The following is a 17,514-nucleotide window of genomic DNA, read 5'->3' as shown; positions in this document are numbered from 1 at the left end:
GAGGCGCCCACGACCGGGCCGGAGGAGACACCGGCCGAGGCCGCGACCGTCACCGACGCCGGTTCCGAGCCGGAGACGGCGACGAGCGACGAGACCGCCGAGCCGGTCACCGGCGACGAAACCGGATCGGAGTCGAAGCCCGCGTCCGAGGCGACGGCCGACGAGCCGGCCGAGGCAGAGGTCGCGCCGGTGGAGGCCGGGTCCGACGAGCCGCCCGCCGATGCCGGGACGGAGGCGGAGAAACCGGCCGCGCGGGCCGAGGAACCGGCCGGGCCGGCCGAGGAGCCGGCCGCGGAGGCGGACACGCCCGCCGAGGCCGAGACGGCCACCGCACCGGCGGCCGCGGCCCCACCCGTACCGGAAGAGAAGACGACGCTGCTGGCGCCGGCCGCCGAGGCCGGCCCCGCGGTGGAGGAGATGACCTCGGTGCTGGCCGCGCCGGCCGAGGAGAAGACCACCATGCTGGCGCTGGACGACGACCGCACCTCGGTGGTCAGCGTCCCGCCGCGGCGGCGCCCGGTGACGGACGCCACCCGGGTGGGCGGCATGGAGACGGTGCCGGAGTTCGCCCGGCCGTCGCGCCCGGCGTGGACCCCGATGCAGTTGCGGCCGGCGGCCCGCCGTACCGGTGGGGTGACGATCTTCGGAACCACCCTGACCCGCCGGCAGGCGGCCGTCGGTCTCGGCATCGTGATGACGTTCGTGCTGCTCGTCGGCATCATCCTGGTGCAGGCGTTCGGCTCGGACGGCGACGGCAAGAAGGTCTCGCAGGCCGGGGCCGGTGCGTCGCCGACCGCGCAGCAGCCTGGCGGCGGGAAGTCGCCGGACAAGGCGAGCACCTCCGCGAGCCCGGCGCCGTCGAGTTCGCCGACCCCGGCCGGGCTTCCGGACGGCTGGCGGCTCTACAAGGGCTCCGGTTACGCCCTTCCGGTCCCGGACGATGCCAGCAACGCGGGTGGCGCCGTCGGTGGCGGGCGCACCTTCGAGTGGGGCGACGACCTCCGGCAGATCCGTCTCGACATCGTCGACACCGGCATGGACCCGGTGCAGTACCACGATCAGGACAACACCGGTGGGTACGACGAGTCCGGCCCCACCAGGGTCGAGTTCAAGGGGTACAAGGCGGCCGACAAGGAGTACTTCCGCTCGATCAGCGGCGGCGCTCAGCACGTGGTGCGGCGGGTGATCCGGGCCGGGGACCAGATGTACGTGCTGACCTGGTACACCGAGGATCAGGACTGGGAGAAGGCGAAGTCCGACCTGAAGGCCATCTACGACGGGTTCGAGATTCGTCAGTGACCACCGTCATGCGTGAATCCCGGGTGGTTGGGTAGTTATCCAGGATCACGGATGGAGGTGCGTCATGAACTGCCGACGGCACGGCAGTAAGCCCACGATCGCACTGTGGATGCTCGTCGCGGTGGCTGACGTCGCGATCCTGGCGTCCACCGGGCTGCTGGCGATCCTGCTGGTCCTGGCCGCTCTCGCGGTGGTCACCGCGGTCGGTGTGGCCGCGGCCCGGTCCCTGGGCCGGCCCGAACCGGAGCCGGCGAAGGTCGTGGTGCGCCGCCGCTCGTAGCGGGATCGGCTACAGTCCCCGGCGTGTTGTCGATCGACGGTGTGACTGACCTCTGGGACCAGCTGTTCGGCGCCCAGCCCGACCCGCCCGGGATGCTGGTGCTGCTCACGGCGGTGGCCGGGTTCCTCGCGGTGGCGATTCGCCCGGTGTGGCGGGTGGCCCGCAACGCCGTCACGATCGCCCACGAGGGCGGGCACGCGCTGTTCGCCCTGGTGACCGGGCGCAAGCTGCGCGGCATCCGCCTGGAGTTCGACACGTCCGGGCTCACCCTCTCGGCCGGTCGCCCGACCGGGTTCGGCATGATCCTCACCCTGCTCGGCGGCTACATCGCGCCGTCGCTGGTGGGTCTGCTGGGCGCCTGGCTGCTCGGTGGCAACCGGATCACGCTGCTGCTCTGGCTCGCGGTGGTCCTGCTGCTGCTCATGCTGATCAACATCAGGAACCTGTTCGGCGTGATCTCGCTGCTGGTGACGGGTGCGATCGTGTTCGCGGTCTCCTGGTACGCGGAACCGGACGTGCAGGCCGCGTTCGCGTACGCCGGGGTGTGGTTCCTGCTCTTCGGCGGGATCCGGCCGGTCTTCGAGTTGCAGAGCCTGCGTAGCCGGGGCCGGATGCGTGACTCCGACCCCGACCAGCTGGCCCGTCTCACCCACCTGCCGGCCCTGTTCTGGGTGACCGTCTTCCTGGCGGTGAACGTGGCGGCCCTGCTGGCCGGCGCCTTCCTGCTCGCCGGCCAGTGGATCACCGAGTTCGGCCTGCCGGTGTGACCTACAACGGGATGTTGCCGTGCTTCTTCGGGGGCAGGGACTCCCGCTTGGTGCGGAGCATGCGCAGCGACCGGACGATCTGGGTACGGGTCTGCGACGGCTGGATGACCGCGTCCACGTACCCGCGTTCGGCGGCGATGTAGGGGTTGGCGAGCGTGTCCTCGTACTCCTGGATGAGTTCGGCCCGGCGCTGAGCCGGATCGTCCGCGGCGGCCAGTTCCGCCCGGTAGAGGATGTTGACCGCGCCCTGGGCGCCCATCACCGCGATCTGCGCGGTCGGCCAGGCGAAGTTGACGTCGGCCCCGATGTGCTTGGACCCCATCACGTCGTACGCCCCGCCGTACGCCTTCCGGGTGATCACGGTGACCTTGGGCACGGTGGCCTCGGCGTACGCGTAGATGAGTTTCGCCCCGCGCCGGATGATGCCGTCCCACTCCTGGCCGGTGCCGGGCAGGAACCCGGGGACGTCCACGAAGGTGAGCACCGGGATGTTGAACGCGTCACAGGTGCGCACGAAGCGGGCGGCCTTCTCGGACGCGGCGATGTCGAGCGTCCCGGCGAGGCTCATCGGCTGGTTGGCGACGACGCCGACGGGCCGCCCCTCGACACGCCCGAAGCCGACCACGATGTTCTGCGCGTAGAGCGGCTGGACTTCGAGGAACTCGTCGACCACGGTCTCGATGACGGTCTTGATGTCGTACGGCTGGTTCGGCGAGTCCGGGATGAGGGTGTCCAGTGCCCGGTCCCGCTCGGACAGCTCCAGGTCGGCCGGCTCCTCGTAGACCACCGGCTCGTCCAGGTTGTTGCTGGGCAGGTAGGAGATCAGGGCCCGGACGTACTCGATCGCGTCCTCCTCGTCGCTGGCGAGGTAGTGCGCGTTGCCGCTGCGGGTGTTGTGGGTACGCGCTCCGCCCAGCTCCTCCATGCCGACCTCTTCACCGGTGACCGTCTTGATCACGTCCGGGCCGGTGATGAACATGTGCGACGTCTGGTCGACCATGACGGTGAAGTCGGTGATGGCCGGGGAGTAGACGGCGCCGCCCGCGCAGGGGCCCATGATCAGTGAGATCTGCGGGATGACGCCGCTGGCCCGGACGTTGCGGAAGAAGATGTCGGCGTAGAGGCCGAGCGCGACCACGCCCTCCTGGATCCGGGCGCCGCCGGAGTCGTTGATCCCGATGATCGGGCAGCCGATCTTCATGGCCAGGTCGAGGACCTTGACGATCTTCTCGCCGAAGACCTCGCCGAGGGATCCGCCGAAGACCGTGAAGTCCTGCGAGAAGACGCACACCTGCCGGCCGTCGATGGTGCCGTGGCCGGTGACCACGCCGTCGCCGTACGGCCGGTTGCGGTCCAGGCCGAAGGCGGTGGACCGGTGCCGGGCCAGCTCGTCGAGCTCCACGAAGGAGCCCTTGTCGAGCAGCAGCTCGATGCGCTCCCGCGCGGTCTTCTTGCCGCGGGCGTGCTGCTTCTCGATGGCCCGCGCGGAGCCCGCGTGCACGGCCTCCTCGGTCCGGCGGGTCAGATCGGCGAGCTTACCGGCGGTGGTGTGGATGTCGGGCTCTGTGGTCACGAAGGTCTCCACCCTCTGAGCGCTCGTTAAGGCAACGATCAGCATCGTAACCAGATCCCGTCGCACGCGGAGGGCGTCGCTACGCGTGCGTTTCATACCCATTGCCCCATTCGTTACGAGTGGCGTGACGAACTGGATGACCGCGGCCGGGCTCGCCTTCATCGCAGGCGGCCTCGCCACACTGATCAGCTTCCGCACCGTGCTCTTCGGCGGCGAGGCTCGTCGGGCGAACCGGGCCGGCTCATCCGCTCGCCGCCGGCGCTCGGAATCCACCGTGAGGTCCACACCCGGACCTCGTTCCGCGGTCGACGCCGGTCCGGTTGCGGGCGGGGAGCCCTCGTTCGGGCGCCGTCGCAGGCTGGCGGCCGCCCTCAGCGGACGGCCGGCCGAGCCGGACGCCCTGTCGAGCGGGCTGGCCTGCATCGGGCTGGCCGACGAGGACGACGAGGACGCCCACCGGAGGATCGGCTTCGCGGACTACGACCCCGGCGAGGACGAGGACCACGACGAGCCGGGGCCGCTGTTCGGCGACGAGGAACGGCTCGGCTACGAGGACGGCTATCTCGAGGACGACTTCTGGCCGCCGCGCCGGCGGCGCGATCCCGAACCGGACGGCTTGGCCTGGGCGCGGCGAGACGCCGAGAACCCCACGGGGTACGCGGGACGCTATGCCGAACCGGAGGCCGAGAAGCCGGTGCCCGACTGGGACTGGCCCCGCTGGAACGACGTCGACGTCGACGTCGACGACCGCCCGCCGGCCGGTGACTACTGGACTCCGGTGCCCGACGATCTCTACCCGTCCCAGGGGTTCGACCGGCTGCCTCCGGTGCCCGCCTACGAGCCGGCCACCGGGTTCGACCTGCCGGTGGTGCCCGCCGAGCCGGAATGGCCCCCGCGTGAGCCGGTCCGGCTGCCCCGCTCCTGGACCGAACGCGACGACCAGCGGCCCAGCCCCCGGCCCCGTCCGTACGTCAGTCGCCACTCCGCCGGCCCACCCGCCTAAGCTGCGGGAATGGCATACACCGAGCTCGACCGCCCGCCCCTGTCCGTACGGGCGCTGACCCGCGCCCTGGTGGTGCCCGGCGGACTGTGGTCGCGGCTCGAGATCCCGGAGGAGACCGGCTCGACGAACGCCGACGTGGCCGCCGCCGCCCGTACCGGGGCGCCGGAGGGCCTGGTCGTGGTGGCCGAGAGCCAGGTCTCCGGCCGCGGCCGCCGGGACCGGCAGTGGATGTCGCCGCCCCGGGCCGGGCTCACGCTGAGCGTGCTGCTGCGCCCCGGCCCGTCGGTGCCGGCCGCCTCCTTCGGCTGGCTGCCGCTGATGGCCGGGGTGGCGCTGGCCGAGGCGGTGACCCGGGTGGCCGGTGTGGAAGCCGCCCTGAAATGGCCCAACGACCTGCTGGTCGGCGAGCGCAAGTGCGCCGGGATCCTGGCCGAGGTGTCCGGTGACGCCGTGGTGATCGGGATCGGGCTGAACGTCAGCACCCGGGCCGAGGAGCTGCCGGCCACCACCGGCGCCGAGGCCACCTCGCTGCGGGTCGCCGGCGCCGAGAGCACCGACCGCGATCCTCTGCTGCGGGCGCTGCTGCGCGGCCTGGAGCGGTGGTACACCGGCTGGCGCGAGGCGGGCGGCGACGCCGAGATGTGCGGGCTGATGGGGGAGTACCAGCGCACCTGCGCGACCCTGGGCCGCCAAGTACGGGTGCTGCTGCCCGGCGGTGAGGAGCGGGCCGGCGAGGCGGTGGAGGTGGACGCCGACGGGCAACTGGTGATCCGTACGGTGGACGGTCTTGACTTCTCCGTCTCGGCCGGGGACGTGCTGCACGTACGCTGAACGCGTGGCGTTCCCGGAAGACGTGCTCGCGGACGAGGAGGAGATCGTCCTCCACCTGCGTCCGCATTGGAAGGCGGCGGTCGCCCCGGTCCTGATCCTGGCGCTGACCCTGACCGGCCTGGTCCTGGCCTGGGTGAAGCTGCCGGGGACCGAGGCGGGCCGGATCGGCCTGCTGCTGGTGGCCGCGATCATGCTCTACTACGCGCTCCGCTACGGCCTCCTGCCGCTGCTGGAGTGGCACGCCACCCGCTACGTGCTGACCACCGAGCGGATCCTGCTCCAGCGCGGCCTGCTCACCCGGGAGCGGCGGGACCTGCCGCTGAACCGGATCAACGATCACGCCCTGACCCAGTCGCTGCTGGACCGGCTGCTCGGTAGCGGCACCCTCACCGTCGACTCGGTCGGCGAGCAGACCATGGTGCTGGCCGGTGCGCCGGCCGCCGAACTGGTGCAGAGCACCCTCTACGAGCTGATCGAGCTGGCCCCGGCCGGTGAGCCCGAGGAGGAGGAAGTGGGCTAGCGCAGGTCGAGGCTGGCCACGCTGCCCGGCTCGTCCACCGCGCTCAGCTCGGCGAGGCCGGCGGTCGCGTCCAGGTCGGCGATGGCGCCCTCATGACCGTCGACCGGCGGCTTGAGGAAGACGAACGTCCGGTACGCCCAGAAGCGGAACACCGTCGCGATCCCGATGCCGATCGTGGTGAACGCCAGCAGCGCCATCTTGTCGTCGTGCTCGGAGAAGCCGAACCCGTACTTGCCGAGGTAGGTGAGGCCGGACTGGATCAGCATGCCGATCAGGTTGAACCCGAAGAACAGCGTGTACTCACGGCGCAGCGCGGTCCGGCTGTGGTGGCGGTACGTCCAGTAACGGTTCGCCAGGTACGCCAGGGAGGTCGTGATGACCGTCGCCAGAACGCTCGCCTTCACCGGGCCGATCGGCATCGACACGTAGTAGATCGCGAGGTACAGCAGCGTGTTGCCGGCCCCGATGACACCGAAGGCGAGGGCTTCGGGTGCGAGACGGCGGAGGCGTTCCGTCAGCGTGCTGGCTGAGGGCATTGGGCAACCTTAAGGGAACGGGGGTGATTACGCCGAGTCACTGTGAGTAGGACGACGGCGACGCGGCGGGCACCGGGGCGGCGGCGGCCCGGAAGACGAAACGGCGGTAGGACCAGAATCGGAACAGCGTCCCGAGGGCGGTCCCGATCAGCACGCCGGAGATGTTGTCGGCGAACGGGGTGCGCAGCGCGGGCCAGATCTGGCCGAGGCCGTAGTGGCTGATGCCGAGGCAGGCCAGGGCGATGCCGAGACCGATGGCGTTCAGCACGAAGAAGGTCGTGTACTGGCGGGCCATGTTGGTGTGGTCGCCGTCCCGCCAGGTCCAGAACCGGTTGCCCAGGAAGGCGATGGTCGTGGCGATCACGGTGGAGGCGGCCTTCGCGGTGAGCGTCTCGGCGCCGACCCGCAGCAGCAGGTTGTAGAGCACGAAGTCGACGGTGAACGCGAAACCGCCCACCAGGCCGAACTTGCCCAGCTCAGGGATGAGTGCCTTGATTCGGGTGCGCAGGCCTCTCGCCTGCGGGGAATTCGGGGGCACGGCTCCGAGGGTACCGGCGCGGGTCACTGATCGCTGTCCCCGTTGCCGGGTCTTAACCGGACGTATCGACCCGGTGACGCTGCCGGTACGGAGGGTTACGGAAGCCGTCGACCTCACGGATCTCGGCGAGCCGGTTGCGGCAGTCCGCGCACCACCCGAGATGGGTTCGCATCCGGTGGGCGTCGCGCGGGGCCAGCCGGCCGCGTACCTGGCCGCCCAGCCGCTCGCCCGCCCACCGGCACTCGGGATGATCGGCCGCGGTCACGTGCTGCTGGAGATAGAGGCTGCGCAGACCCTCCCGGGCGCGGTGGGCCAGCACCGCCACCGCGTTCGGGGTCAGGCCCATCCGCGGGGCCAGTTCGGCCGGGGTGCTGCCCTCCACCTCGGTCTGCCACAGCACGTCGCGCCAGCGGGGCGGCAGTTGCCGGAACGCGGCGGCGGCGAAACTGCGCTCCAGGCGGTCCAGCGCCGGGTCGGTGAACGGCTCGCACGCGTCGTACCGGGTCAGGTCGTCGGTGAACTCCAGCCGCCGGTCCACCCGGGCCCGCCGGTAGGAGAGGTGCCGCATGGTGGTGTGCAGATAGGCCCGGAAGGCGACCAGCGGCCCCCGTCCGGCGCGCAGCGTGGCGAACACGTTCGCGAATGTCTCGGCGACCAGGTCGTCGACGTCCGCCGGATCGCTCACCAGACCGAAGGCGAACCTACGGGCTGCCGCGTGGTGCCGCAGATAGAGCGTCCCGTACGCGGCCGTGTCACCGGTTCGCACCGCGCCGAGCAGATCGGTGTCCGAGTCCGCGCCGTCACCCGGCATCGTCATTCCGCCTCCTGTGGCCGGAACTGCGAGGAAAGCCCGATTAGGTGAAAGTCTAAGGTGCTAAGTCCGTTTTGTGAAAGTTGTCGCGAGAACGGTGTGGCTCGGGCGGCCTTGCAAGGTCGTGCTCTTTGCGGCGAAGAATCGATCGTTTGCGCGCACAGCAGCCAAAGAATGTGCGGTTGTCCACAGGTGAAGCCGATGAACTCAACGCACTGTCGGGCTTACGCTGACGTAACTCCCATGAAGACGGCCGGATCCTCCGGCTGTTTCGTCATAGGTCAGTGCCGACCGAAGGAGCTTCACCTTGTCTCAGCCCCCTACCTCGCATCCGCGCCTGCTGGCGTGGATCGACGAGGTCGCCGCCCTGACCACGCCCGACCGGATCGTCTGGTGCGACGGTTCGGAGGCCGAATGGACCCGCCTCACCGACGAGCTCGTCGAGTCGGGCGCCCTGGTCCGCCTCAACCACGAGAAGAAGCCGAACTCGTTCTGGGCGCGTACCGATCCGTCCGATGTGGCGCGCGTCGAGGAACGCACCTTCATCTGCTCGGTCGACGAGGCCGACGCCGGTCCCACCAACAACTGGATGGACCCGGCCGAGATGAAGCAGCTCATGACGGGCCTGTACAAGGGCTGCATGACCGGCCGGACGATGTACGTCGTCCCGTTCTGCATGGGCCCGCTGGACGCGGCCGAGCCGATGTTCGGCGTCGAGCTCACCGACAGCCCGTACGTCGTGGCCAGCATGCGCATCATGACCCGGATGGGCGCCGAGGTCCTCAAGGTGATGGGTGACGACGCCGACTTCGTGCCGGCGCTGCACTCGATCGGCGCGCCGCTGGCGGAGGGCCAGGAGGACGTCGCCTGGCCGTGCAACGAGACCAAGTACATCTCGCACTTCCCGGAGACCCGGGAGATCTGGTCGTTCGGCTCGGGTTACGGGGGCAACTCGCTGCTGGGCAAGAAGTGCTTCGCGCTGCGCATCGCCAGCGTGGCCGCCCGCGACGAGGGCTGGCTCGCCGAGCACATGCTGATCATGAAGCTGACCTCGCCGGAGGGCGTCGTCCGCTACATCGCCGGCGCGTTCCCGTCGGCCTGCGGCAAGACCAACCTCGCGATGCTGGACCCGACTCTCGACGGGTGGAAGGTCGAGACCATCGGCGACGACATCGCCTGGATGCGGTTCGGTGAGGACGGCCGGCTCTGGGCCACCAACCCCGAGTTCGGGCTGTTCGGAGTCGCGCCCGGCACCGACTTCCACACCAACCCGAACGCCATGCGCACCCTGGCCAAGGGCAACTCGGTCTTCACCAACGTGGCGCTCACCGACGACGGCGACATCTGGTGGGAAGGCATGGGCGAGCCGCCCGCGCACCTCATCGACTGGAAGGGCAAGGACTGGACGCCCGAGTCGGAGGCCGTCTCCAGCCACCCGAACAGCCGGTTCTGCACCCCGATCGAGCAGTGCCCGATCCTCGCCGACGAATACCACGACCCGCGCGGCGTCCCGATCGACGCGATCCTCTTCGGCGGTCGCCGCAAGACGACCATCCCGCTGGTCAGCGAGGCCCGCGACTGGGTGCACGGGGTCTACCTGGGCGCCACCCTGTCGTCCGAGACCACCGCGGCCGCGGTCGGTCAGGTCGGCGTGGTCCGGCGTGACCCGATGGCCATGCTGCCGTTCATCGGCTACCACGCCGGCGACTACTTCCAGCACTGGATCGACATGGCCAAGGGCGCGTCCGGCGACGCCGCCAAGCTGCCCAAGGTGTTCTACGTCAACTGGTTCCGGCGCGGCGACGACGGCCGGTTCCTGTGGCCCGGATTCGGGGAGAACAGCCGGGTTCTCAAGTGGGTGGTCGAGCGCCTCGACGGCAAGGCCGACGCCGTCGAGACCCCGATCGGTCACGTGCCCACCCCGGAGGCGCTCGACCTGACCGGCCTGGACCTCGACCCGGCCGACCTGGCGGCGGCTCTGCGGGTCGACCCGGAGGAATGGCAGGCCGAGATCCCCCAGGTCACCGAATGGTTCAACAAATTCGGCGACAAGCTCCCGGCGGTCCTCTGGGCCGAACTGGACGCGCTGAAGGCCCGGCTCGCCGACGCATGAGCAACCGGCTGGTCCCCGCTCGCGGCAACGGCGCCCGGGCGGGGACCGGCCGGTCGGCCGATGCGCCCGATAGCACGATCGGGCGCATCCTCCGGGTAGTTGGTCCCCGGGCGGACCGTCCCCGCTTGAGCCCGCGGCGGGGGTGGCTACGCTTTGGGGTGATGAGTCTGCGTTCTCTGGTCTACACCTTTTACGAACGGCGGCTGGCGGGGAAGCTGGCCGGCAAACCCGTGCCCAAACACATCGGCGTGATGTGCGACGGCAACCGCCGGTGGGCCCGGGAGATGGGCTTCGTCGACCCCAACGACGGCCACCGCGTCGGCGCGACCCGGGTCAAGGACCTGCTGACCTGGTGCGACCAGTCAGGTATCGAGCACGTCACGCTCTACCTGCTGGCCACCGACAACCTGCGCCGCCCGTCCGCCGAGCTGGACCCGCTCGTCAAGATCATCGAGGACCTGGCGACCGAGTTGGCCGAAGAGGGCAACCCCTGGCGGCTGCGCATGGTCGGCGCCCTCGACATCCTGCCCGCCGCCACCGCCGCCACCCTCAAGGCCGCGCAGGAGAAGACCCGCGACCGCGGTGACGGCGTCGAGGTCAACATGGCGGTCGGCTACGGCGGCCGCCGCGAGATCACCGACGCGGTCCGCTCCCTGCTCTACGAGCACGCCGCGACCGGCGGCACCATCGAGGAACTCGCCGAGATCCTCGACGTCGAACACATCGCCGAACACCTCTACACCCGCGGCCAGCCCGACCCCGACCTGGTCATCCGCACCAGCGGCGAACAGCGCCTGTCCGGCTTCCTGCTGTGGCAGTCGGCGCACTCGGAGTTCTACTTCCACGACGCCAACTGGCCCGACTTCCGCCGCATCGACTTCCTCCGGGCGCTGCGCTCCTACGCCACCCGCCAGCGCCGTTATGGGGCCTAACCGTAGCCACGGAACGGTCACCCTGAGCTGGACGGCGGTGCACTCAGCACCCCCGCAAAACGCCGCCGGTGTCGAGGCAAGTGATTTGCCGACGCAGCGGGGTGTGCTGCGGCGGGAAATCACCTGCCTCGACACCGGTTACAAGGCGTTTTGCCGCGGAGCGAAGCGGAGCAATCAGGCTTAAAAGCGGCGTAGACCCTCGGTGAGGAAGGCGGCGACGGCCTGGGGGGACTCCAGGGTCAGGTCGGCGGCGCTGGAGACCTCGGCGCCCGTCTCCGGGTTCGCGACGGCCACCGCCATGCCGAAGAAGGCCGGGTCGACGGCCTCGCGGGCGCGCAGCGCGTCGAAGGCCTTGACGTCCGACATGTCGTCGCCGAAATACCACGCGCAACCGGCGTTACGGACGCCCTCGGTGATGACCATGCCCTTGTCCTGGTCGACCGGGGGCTTCAGCTCGACCACCATGCGGCCGTGCTGGATGCGCAGTCCCAGGCGCTCGGCCTGCTCGTGAGCCCAGCGCTCGACGGGGCGGGCGTGCTCGGGCGCGGTGCGGTAGTGCAGTGCCACGGAGAGCCGCTTGAACTCCACCAGGATCTCGGCGGGCAGCTCGGCGCGGGCGGAGTCGGCCAGGCCGGCCATCGTGGGCACGAAGTCGAGGGCGGCCGGCTCGGTGACCACCTGGCCGTCGTGCCACACCTCGAGGCCGTAGAGGCCGTGCAGGTCGACATTGCCCAGCGTCTCGAACCGGGACCGCAGGAAGCTGACCGGGCGGGCGGAGACGATGGCCACCCGGGCGACCGACTCGGCCAGTCGCTCCAGGACTCCGAGCACCTCGGGCACCGGCTGGGAGGCGTCCGGGTCCTCGGTGACGGGGGATAGGACACCGTCGAAGTCGAAGAAGAAGGTCGTCGCGGAGGCGCGCTCGGCGGTGAACGCCCACGCCTCGTCGGTGGTCAGGGGATGGGTCGGACGTGCAGTCTCTGCCACGCGCCCAGACTACCCGCGGATGGTCCCCTTTTATGCCGTGCAATTTGCTGATGCGGCGGTCGTCACCCTTGCGAGATCGATTTTGCGCACTACCGCGAGGCGTAGTTGACCGCTAGCGTTTGAGTCATGGCGCGGGGTCGTCCCGGGCCAGCCGGTCGGCCCGGACCTGCGACGACTGCGCCACGGGGACCGCAATCCGACCCCGTGCAGAGGGCCGGCGACCGGTAGGTGGCGGACCGCGGGCGGACCGGGTTGCACGCCCGCTGGAGCAGGCCTGTGACATCTCGCCGTACCGATGCCGGGATCGACCAGAACCCGGCCGACAAAGTGCCCAGCAGCCGCGCCACCACCGGGCGCCGTAAGACCCGGGACCGGCACGCCGACGCGGAACCCGCTCCGGCCGGACGGGTCTTCGTTCTGGACACTTCGGTCCTGCTGTCCGACCCGGCGGCGTTCCGCCGGTTCACCGACCACGAGGTGGTCGTCCCGCTCGTGGTCATCTCCGAACTGGAGGGCAAACGTCACCACCCCGAGCTCGGCTGGTTCGCGCGGCAGTCGCTGCGGATGCTGGACGAGCTGCGGATCAAGTTCGGCCGGCTGGACCAGCCGGTGCTCTGCAACGACGAGGGCGGCACGCTGCGGGTGGAGCTGAACCACGCCGACCAGAGCGTGCTCCCGCACGGGTTCCGCAACGACTCGAACGACACCCGGATCCTCTCCGTGGCGCTCGGTCTGGCCGCCGAGGGGCGCGACGTCACCCTGGTGAGCAAGGACATGCCGCTGCGGGTGAAGGCGGCGTCGGTCGGCATCACCGCCGACGAGTACCGGCACGGCCAGGCCAGCGACCCCACCTGGACCGGAATGTCCGATCTGGAGCTGTCCGAGGAGCAGGTGAGCTCGCTGTACTCCGGCGAGGAACTGGAGGCCGAGGAGGCCGAGAACCTGCCCTGCCACACCGGCCTGGTGATCCATTCGCCGCGTGGCTCGGCGCTGGCCCGGGTCAACCCGGACAAGACCATCAAGCTGGTCCGCGGCGACCGGGACGCGTTCGGGCTGCGGGGCCGGTCGGCGGAGCAGCGGGTGGCGCTGGACATCCTGCTCGACGAGCAGATCGGCATCGTGTCGCTGGGCGGCCGGGCCGGCACCGGCAAGTCGGCGCTGGCGCTGTGCGCGGGCCTCGAGGCGACCATGGAGCGCAACCGCCACAAGAAGGTGGTGGTGTTCCGGCCGCTGTACGCGGTCGGCGGCCAGGAGCTCGGTTATCTGCCCGGCAGCGAGTCGGAGAAGATGTCGCCGTGGGCCCAGGCGGTCTTCGACACCCTCGGCTCGGTGGTGCACGCCAACGTGGTCGAGGAGGTGCTGGCCCGCGGCATGCTCGAGGTGCTGCCGCTCACCCACATCCGCGGCCGGAGCCTGCACGACGCGTTCGTGATCGTGGACGAGGCACAGTCGCTGGAACGCAACGTGCTGCTCACCGTCCTGTCCCGGATCGGGCAGAATTCGCGGGTGGTGCTGACCCACGACGTGGCTCAGCGCGACAACCTGCGGGTCGGCCGGCACGACGGCGTGACCGCGGTGATCGAGGCTCTCAAGGGGCACCCGATTTTCGCCCATGTCACTCTCACCCGCTCCGAGCGGTCGCCGATCGCTGAGGTGGTCACCGATCTGCTGGAGGAGATCCCTCTGTGAGCTAGCGCCAGCGCGGGGATTTCGTGGCGAATTCTCCCAGAAAGACGTGTGATTGAAGTCACAACTCCGCGCTGGCATTTCACATCCACTTCACCTTGCGCCATGGTCTTTGGCGAGCGCCATCTGGTGGCCCCGGTCGGGTCGCGGTGCTCCCGGCGCGATTCGCCCCTGAGCGGACGCGCCGTGTCATTGCCCCCGACGAAGGGAATCTTCGTGAAGCGGCTCTGGAGCCGGCTCGGAGTTCGTGCTGCGTCCGTCGGTCTTCTCGTGTCGGGTCTCGCCGGCGGCGTGTACCTCGGGCAGGACCGGGACGTCCAGCAGCAGGGCGCCGAAGCCCAGCTCGTCGCGCAGGCCAACCTCGACGAGATCCGGCTACTGAAACAGCGTCAGGCGGATCACGCCGCGGCCCGGGCCCACCGCGCGCAGGCCGAGCAGGCCGCCGCGGCCAAGGCGGCCAGCGAGGTCAAGGCCGCCGCGTCCAAGGCGCGCACGCTGGAGAAGAAGGTCATCGAGGCCAAGGAGGCCGCCGAGGCCGAGAAGGCCGAGAAGGAGTCCGGTCCGGTCGTCTTCACCGGGGAGATCCCGGCCTCCTGCAACGAGTACAGCGGCAGCCGTGAGATCGGTTGCGCGCTGATGCTCGACGCCGGTTTCGGCCTCGACCAGTTCCCCTGCCTGGACAAGCTGTGGAAGAAGGAGAGCGGCTGGAACTACAAGGCCGAGAACAGCTCCTCCGGGGCGTACGGGATTCCGCAGGCTCTGCCGGGCAGCAAGATGGGCTCGGTCGCCGACGACTGGAAGACCAACCCGGCCACCCAGATCAAGTGGGGTCTCGGCTACATCGAGGGCCGCTACGACACCCCGTGTGGCGCCTGGGGTCACTCGCAGGACGTCGGCTGGTACTGATCCGAGCTCATGGACGGGGTCGCGCGGCAATCCGCGCGGCCCCGTTTTCGCTGTGATCCAATGTCCATATGGTCCCCAAAGCGAGTTTATGTCTGCTCGCGGTCCTGGTTTCGGTCACACCGGGCGGCAGTGAAGCCCGCGCCGAGACCGCGAAACCACCGATCCGTGAGGTGGTCGGCGGCAAGATCGCCGGCAACGGCCGGTTCCCCTGGGCGGTGCGGCTCTCGATGGGCTGCGGAGGCGCCCTCACCGCACCCCGGGTGGTGCTCACCGCCGGGCACTGCGTGGGGCCGACCGGTCCCAACGACCGCATCACCGTGACCGCCGGCTCGACCGACCTGGAGTCCCGGCAGGCGATCACCGTGAAATCCGTCGAGGTCTACCGCTCCCCCGACTTCGTGACCGAGACCTCCGGCGACGACTGGGCGGTGGTGCGCCTGGAACGCGAACTCGCCCTGCCCACCCTCGAACTCGTCGCCGACAACACCGACCACGGCACCTTCACGGTGATGGGGTGGGGACAGACCCGGGAGAGCTCGCCGCAGCAGGAACGCCGCCTGCACTACGCGAACGTGCCGACGATTCCGGACGCCGAGTGCGCGGCCGCCTACCGCAAGGCCGGCGTCACCGTGGTGCAGGAGAAATCGATCTGTGCCGGTCGGCGGGGCGTCGACACCTGCCAGGGCGATTCCGGCGGCCCCATGGTGCGCCGGGACCGGGCCGGGCGCTGGGCGCAGGTCGGGATCGTCAGCTGGGGACTGGGCTGCGCGCGGGACGGATACTTCGGTGTCTACACGCAGATCTCGGTCTACCGGTCGGCGATCCGCGCGGCCGTCCGCAAACTCAGCTGACCGTCTTCTCCGGTGGCCGGGTGTGCGCCGCCCTGCGACCATCGAGACATGGGGTACGAGTGGGCGGCCGGCGCACGCACCGACGATGCGGGGCGTTTCGGCACCGAGGCTTTCTACGCGTCGCTGGGCCGCGCGTTCGTGACGATGTGCGCCGTGGTCCCGGCACTGTTCCTGATCGAGGCGATCGACGTCGCCCTCGGCGCCGGCACGCTCGACATGGCCGGCGGCATCATCCCGCACACCGTGGCGGGGATCGACGGGGTGCTGTTCAGCCCGTTCCTGCACGGCGACTGGGAGCATCTGTACGGCAACGCCGTCCCACTCATCCTCCTCGGCACGTTCGTGCTGGCCGGGGGAGCGCGCCGGTTCCTCTGGTCGACCGCCCTGATCATGCTGGTCGCCGGGCTGGGCGTCTGGTTCGTCGGCGATCCGGGCACGGTCGTGGTCGGCGCCAGCGGCGTGATCTTCGGCTATCTCGGGTTGCTGCTGACCCGCGGCCTGGTCGAGCGAAGCTGGTGGCATCTGGCGGTGGCCGCGTTCATCGGCCTGCTGTACTGGTACCAGTTCTTCAACATCCTGCCCACCGACCAGCGCATCTCCTGGCAGGGGCACGGCCTCGGCCTGCTGGGCGGCATCATCGCCGCCATCATCTTCCGCCGCCGCTGATCGCCAAGGGCGCTTAGCCCACTCACGGAGCCGTCACCTGAGCTGAACGGCGGTGCACTCAGCACCCCCGCAAAACGCCGCCGGTGTCGAGGCAAGCGATTTGCCGACGCAGCGGGGTGTGCTGCGGCGGGAAATCGCCTGCCTCGACACCGGTTACAAGGCGTTTTGCCGCGGAGCGAAGCGGAGCGATCAGGCTCAGCGGCCGTCGAAGTCGACTGCGGAGTAGAGGGCGAGCTTCTCCAGGCGGTGGTAGGAGTCGATGACCCGGATGGTGCCGCTCTTGGACCGCATCACGATCGACTGGGTGTGCGCGCCGCCGGAGCGGTAGCGGACACCCTTGAGCAGGTCGCCGCCGGTCACGCCGGTCGCCACGAAGAAGCAGTTGTCGCCGGTGACCAGGTCGTCGGTGGTGAGGACGCGGTCGAGGTCGTGCCCGCCGGCGATCGCCTTCTCCCGTTCGGCGTCGTCCAGCGGCCACAGCTTGGCCTGGATCATGCCGCCGAGACACTTGAGCGCGCAGGCCGCGGTGATGCCCTCCGGTGTGCCGCCGACGCCCATCAGCACATCCACATCGGACTCCAGCCGGGCCGCGGAGATGGCGCCGGCGATGTCACCGTCCGAAATGAACTTGATGTTGGCGCCGGCCTGCCGGACCTCCTCGACCAGCTTCGTGTGACGCGGACGGTCGAGGATGCACACCGTCACGTCGGAGACGCTGGACCGCTTGGCCTTGGCGATGCGGCGCAGATTCTCCTTCACGCCGGCGTTGATGTCGATCACGTCGGCGCAGTCCGGGCCGACGGCGATCTTGTCCATGTAGAAGACGGCGCTCGGGTCGAACATGGCGCCGCGCTCGGCCACCGCGAGCACCGCGATCGAGCCGGGCATGCCTTTGCTCATCAGCGTCGTGCCGTCGATCGGGTCCACCGCGACGTCCACCTCGGGGCCGGTGCCGTCGCCGACCCGCTCCCCGTTGAAGAGCATGGGTGCCTCATCCTTCTCGCCTTCACCGATGACGACGACGCCGCGCATCTGGATCGAGTTGATGAGTTTGCGCATGGCGTCGACGGCGGCGCCGTCACCGCCGTTCTTGTCACCGCGGCCGACCCAGCGACCGGCGGCCATCGCGGCGGCTTCGGTCACGCGGACGAGGTCGAGGGCGATGTTGCGGTCGAGGTCCTGAGGGACTCGGGCGGGCACGGCGGCCTCCTCGCG

17 protein-coding genes are annotated in these 17,514 nt (G+C 70.1%); 11 read left to right on the top strand and 6 right to left on the bottom strand.

The annotated features are described in order from the left end of the window. The first annotated feature begins 1,363 nt into the window (after positions 1-1,363). Positions 1,364-1,579, top strand: a complete 216-nt coding sequence (locus tag J5X75_RS23360; protein WP_208469629.1) for a hypothetical protein — start codon at positions 1,364-1,366, stop codon at positions 1,577-1,579. Between the two features lie 23 nt (positions 1,580-1,602). After that, positions 1,603-2,346, top strand: a complete 744-nt coding sequence (locus J5X75_RS23355; RefSeq protein ID WP_208469628.1) for a M50 family metallopeptidase — start codon at positions 1,603-1,605, stop codon at positions 2,344-2,346. Between the two features lies 1 nt (position 2,347). Here J5X75_RS23355 and J5X75_RS23350 read toward each other — a convergent pair whose 3' ends face one another. Further along, positions 2,348-3,919, bottom strand: a complete 1,572-nt coding sequence (locus J5X75_RS23350; protein WP_208469627.1) for an acyl-CoA carboxylase subunit beta — start codon at positions 3,917-3,919, stop codon at positions 2,348-2,350. 124 nt (positions 3,920-4,043) lie between these two features. Between J5X75_RS23350 and J5X75_RS23345 the strand changes: the two genes are divergently transcribed. From J5X75_RS23345 to J5X75_RS23335, 3 genes are read left to right on the top strand one after another with little or no spacing between them, the layout of a single operon-like run. Then, on the top strand, positions 4,044-4,922 hold the full coding sequence (locus J5X75_RS23345; RefSeq protein WP_208469626.1) for a hypothetical protein: 879 nt from the start codon (positions 4,044-4,046) through the stop codon (positions 4,920-4,922). 9 nt (positions 4,923-4,931) lie between these two features. Then, positions 4,932-5,753, top strand: coding sequence for a biotin--[acetyl-CoA-carboxylase] ligase (locus J5X75_RS23340; protein ID WP_208469625.1), 822 nt, complete (start codon positions 4,932-4,934; stop codon positions 5,751-5,753). A 4-nt stretch (positions 5,754-5,757) separates the two neighbouring features. Next, on the top strand, positions 5,758-6,273 hold the full coding sequence (locus tag J5X75_RS23335) for a PH domain-containing protein (protein WP_208469624.1): 516 nt from the start codon (positions 5,758-5,760) through the stop codon (positions 6,271-6,273). Here J5X75_RS23335 and J5X75_RS23330 read toward each other — a convergent pair. The 3 genes from J5X75_RS23330 to J5X75_RS23320 are packed head-to-tail and all read right to left on the bottom strand — an operon-like array spanning position 6,270 to position 8,164. Further along, the gene (locus J5X75_RS23330) at positions 6,270-6,809 is read right to left on the bottom strand and encodes a GtrA family protein (protein ID WP_208469623.1); all 540 of its coding nucleotides are present in this window, start codon (positions 6,807-6,809) and stop codon (positions 6,270-6,272) included. The two genes, J5X75_RS23335 and J5X75_RS23330, sit on opposite strands and share 4 nt — an antisense overlap. Positions 6,810-6,846: 37 nt before the next feature. Next, positions 6,847-7,347: a GtrA family protein gene (locus J5X75_RS23325; protein ID WP_307798217.1), complete on the bottom strand. Its 501-nt coding sequence runs from the start codon at positions 7,345-7,347 to the stop codon at positions 6,847-6,849. Positions 7,348-7,399: 52 nt separating this feature from the next. Further along, complete coding sequence (locus J5X75_RS23320) at positions 7,400-8,164, bottom strand: sigma-70 family RNA polymerase sigma factor (protein WP_208469621.1); 765 nt, start codon at positions 8,162-8,164, stop codon at positions 7,400-7,402. A 301-nt stretch (positions 8,165-8,465) separates the two neighbouring features. On the opposite strand from J5X75_RS23320, the gene J5X75_RS23315 reads away from it, so the two are divergent. Together J5X75_RS23315 and J5X75_RS23310 are read left to right on the top strand one after the other, a co-directional pair. After that, positions 8,466-10,271: a phosphoenolpyruvate carboxykinase (GTP) gene (locus J5X75_RS23315; RefSeq protein WP_208469620.1), complete on the top strand. Its 1,806-nt coding sequence runs from the start codon at positions 8,466-8,468 to the stop codon at positions 10,269-10,271. A 161-nt stretch (positions 10,272-10,432) separates the two neighbouring features. Then, a complete protein-coding gene (locus J5X75_RS23310; RefSeq protein ID WP_208469619.1) occupies positions 10,433-11,203 on the top strand; it encodes an isoprenyl transferase in 771 nt (256 codons plus the stop codon). A 180-nt stretch (positions 11,204-11,383) separates the two neighbouring features. On the opposite strand, the gene otsB is transcribed toward J5X75_RS23310, so the two are convergent. After that, entirely contained in the window at positions 11,384-12,190 is an 807-nt protein-coding gene (gene otsB, locus J5X75_RS23305) for a trehalose-phosphatase (protein WP_208469618.1), read from the bottom strand. A 276-nt stretch (positions 12,191-12,466) separates the two neighbouring features. On the opposite strand from otsB, the gene phoH2 reads away from it, so the two are divergent. The 4 genes from phoH2 to J5X75_RS23285 all read left to right on the top strand — a co-directional run bounded on the left by phoH2 (position 12,467) and on the right by J5X75_RS23285 (position 16,299). Then, complete coding sequence (phoH2, locus tag J5X75_RS23300) at positions 12,467-13,879, top strand: RNA 5'-3' helicase PhoH2 (RefSeq protein WP_208469617.1); 1,413 nt, start codon at positions 12,467-12,469, stop codon at positions 13,877-13,879. 213 nt (positions 13,880-14,092) lie between these two features. Beyond that, positions 14,093-14,782: an aggregation-promoting factor C-terminal-like domain-containing protein gene (locus J5X75_RS23295; protein WP_208469616.1), complete on the top strand. Its 690-nt coding sequence runs from the start codon at positions 14,093-14,095 to the stop codon at positions 14,780-14,782. A gap of 68 nt (positions 14,783-14,850) precedes the next feature. After that, positions 14,851-15,633, top strand: coding sequence for a serine protease (locus tag J5X75_RS23290; RefSeq protein ID WP_208469615.1), 783 nt, complete (start codon positions 14,851-14,853; stop codon positions 15,631-15,633). 48 nt (positions 15,634-15,681) lie between these two features. Continuing rightward, positions 15,682-16,299 carry a rhomboid family intramembrane serine protease gene (locus tag J5X75_RS23285; protein ID WP_208469614.1) on the top strand — a complete coding sequence of 206 codons (618 nt, stop codon included), beginning with the start codon at positions 15,682-15,684 and terminating at the stop codon, positions 16,297-16,299. Positions 16,300-16,494: 195 nt separating this feature from the next. On the opposite strand, the gene glpX is transcribed toward J5X75_RS23285, so the two are convergent. Further along, the gene (gene glpX / locus J5X75_RS23280; RefSeq protein WP_208469613.1) at positions 16,495-17,499 is read right to left on the bottom strand and encodes a class II fructose-bisphosphatase; all 1,005 of its coding nucleotides are present in this window, start codon (positions 17,497-17,499) and stop codon (positions 16,495-16,497) included. Positions 17,500-17,514 lie beyond the last annotated feature (15 nt).

Source organism: Actinoplanes flavus, from assembly GCF_017592555.1.
Lineage (GTDB): Bacteria > Actinomycetota > Actinomycetes > Mycobacteriales > Micromonosporaceae > Actinoplanes > Actinoplanes flavus.
This window is presented reverse-complemented; position numbering and strand designations above follow the sequence as displayed.

What these genes read in the sequence shown, in the direction of transcription:
- J5X75_RS23360 (WP_208469629.1), top strand. Translation starts at nt 1,364, where the DNA reads ATGAACTGCCGACGGCACGGCAGTAAGCCCACGATCGCACTGTGGATG.
- J5X75_RS23340 (WP_208469625.1), top strand. Translation starts at nt 4,932, where the DNA reads ATGGCATACACCGAGCTCGACCGCCCGCCCCTGTCCGTACGGGCGCTG.
- J5X75_RS23330 (WP_208469623.1), bottom strand. Translation starts at nt 6,809, where the DNA reads ATGCCCTCAGCCAGCACGCTGACGGAACGCCTCCGCCGTCTCGCACCC.
- J5X75_RS23320 (WP_208469621.1), bottom strand. Translation starts at nt 8,164, where the DNA reads ATGACGATGCCGGGTGACGGCGCGGACTCGGACACCGATCTGCTCGGC.
- J5X75_RS23310 (WP_208469619.1), top strand. Translation starts at nt 10,433, where the DNA reads ATGAGTCTGCGTTCTCTGGTCTACACCTTTTACGAACGGCGGCTGGCG.
- J5X75_RS23290 (WP_208469615.1), top strand. Translation starts at nt 14,851, where the DNA reads ATGGTCCCCAAAGCGAGTTTATGTCTGCTCGCGGTCCTGGTTTCGGTC.
- J5X75_RS23285 (WP_208469614.1), top strand. Translation starts at nt 15,682, where the DNA reads ATGGGGTACGAGTGGGCGGCCGGCGCACGCACCGACGATGCGGGGCGT.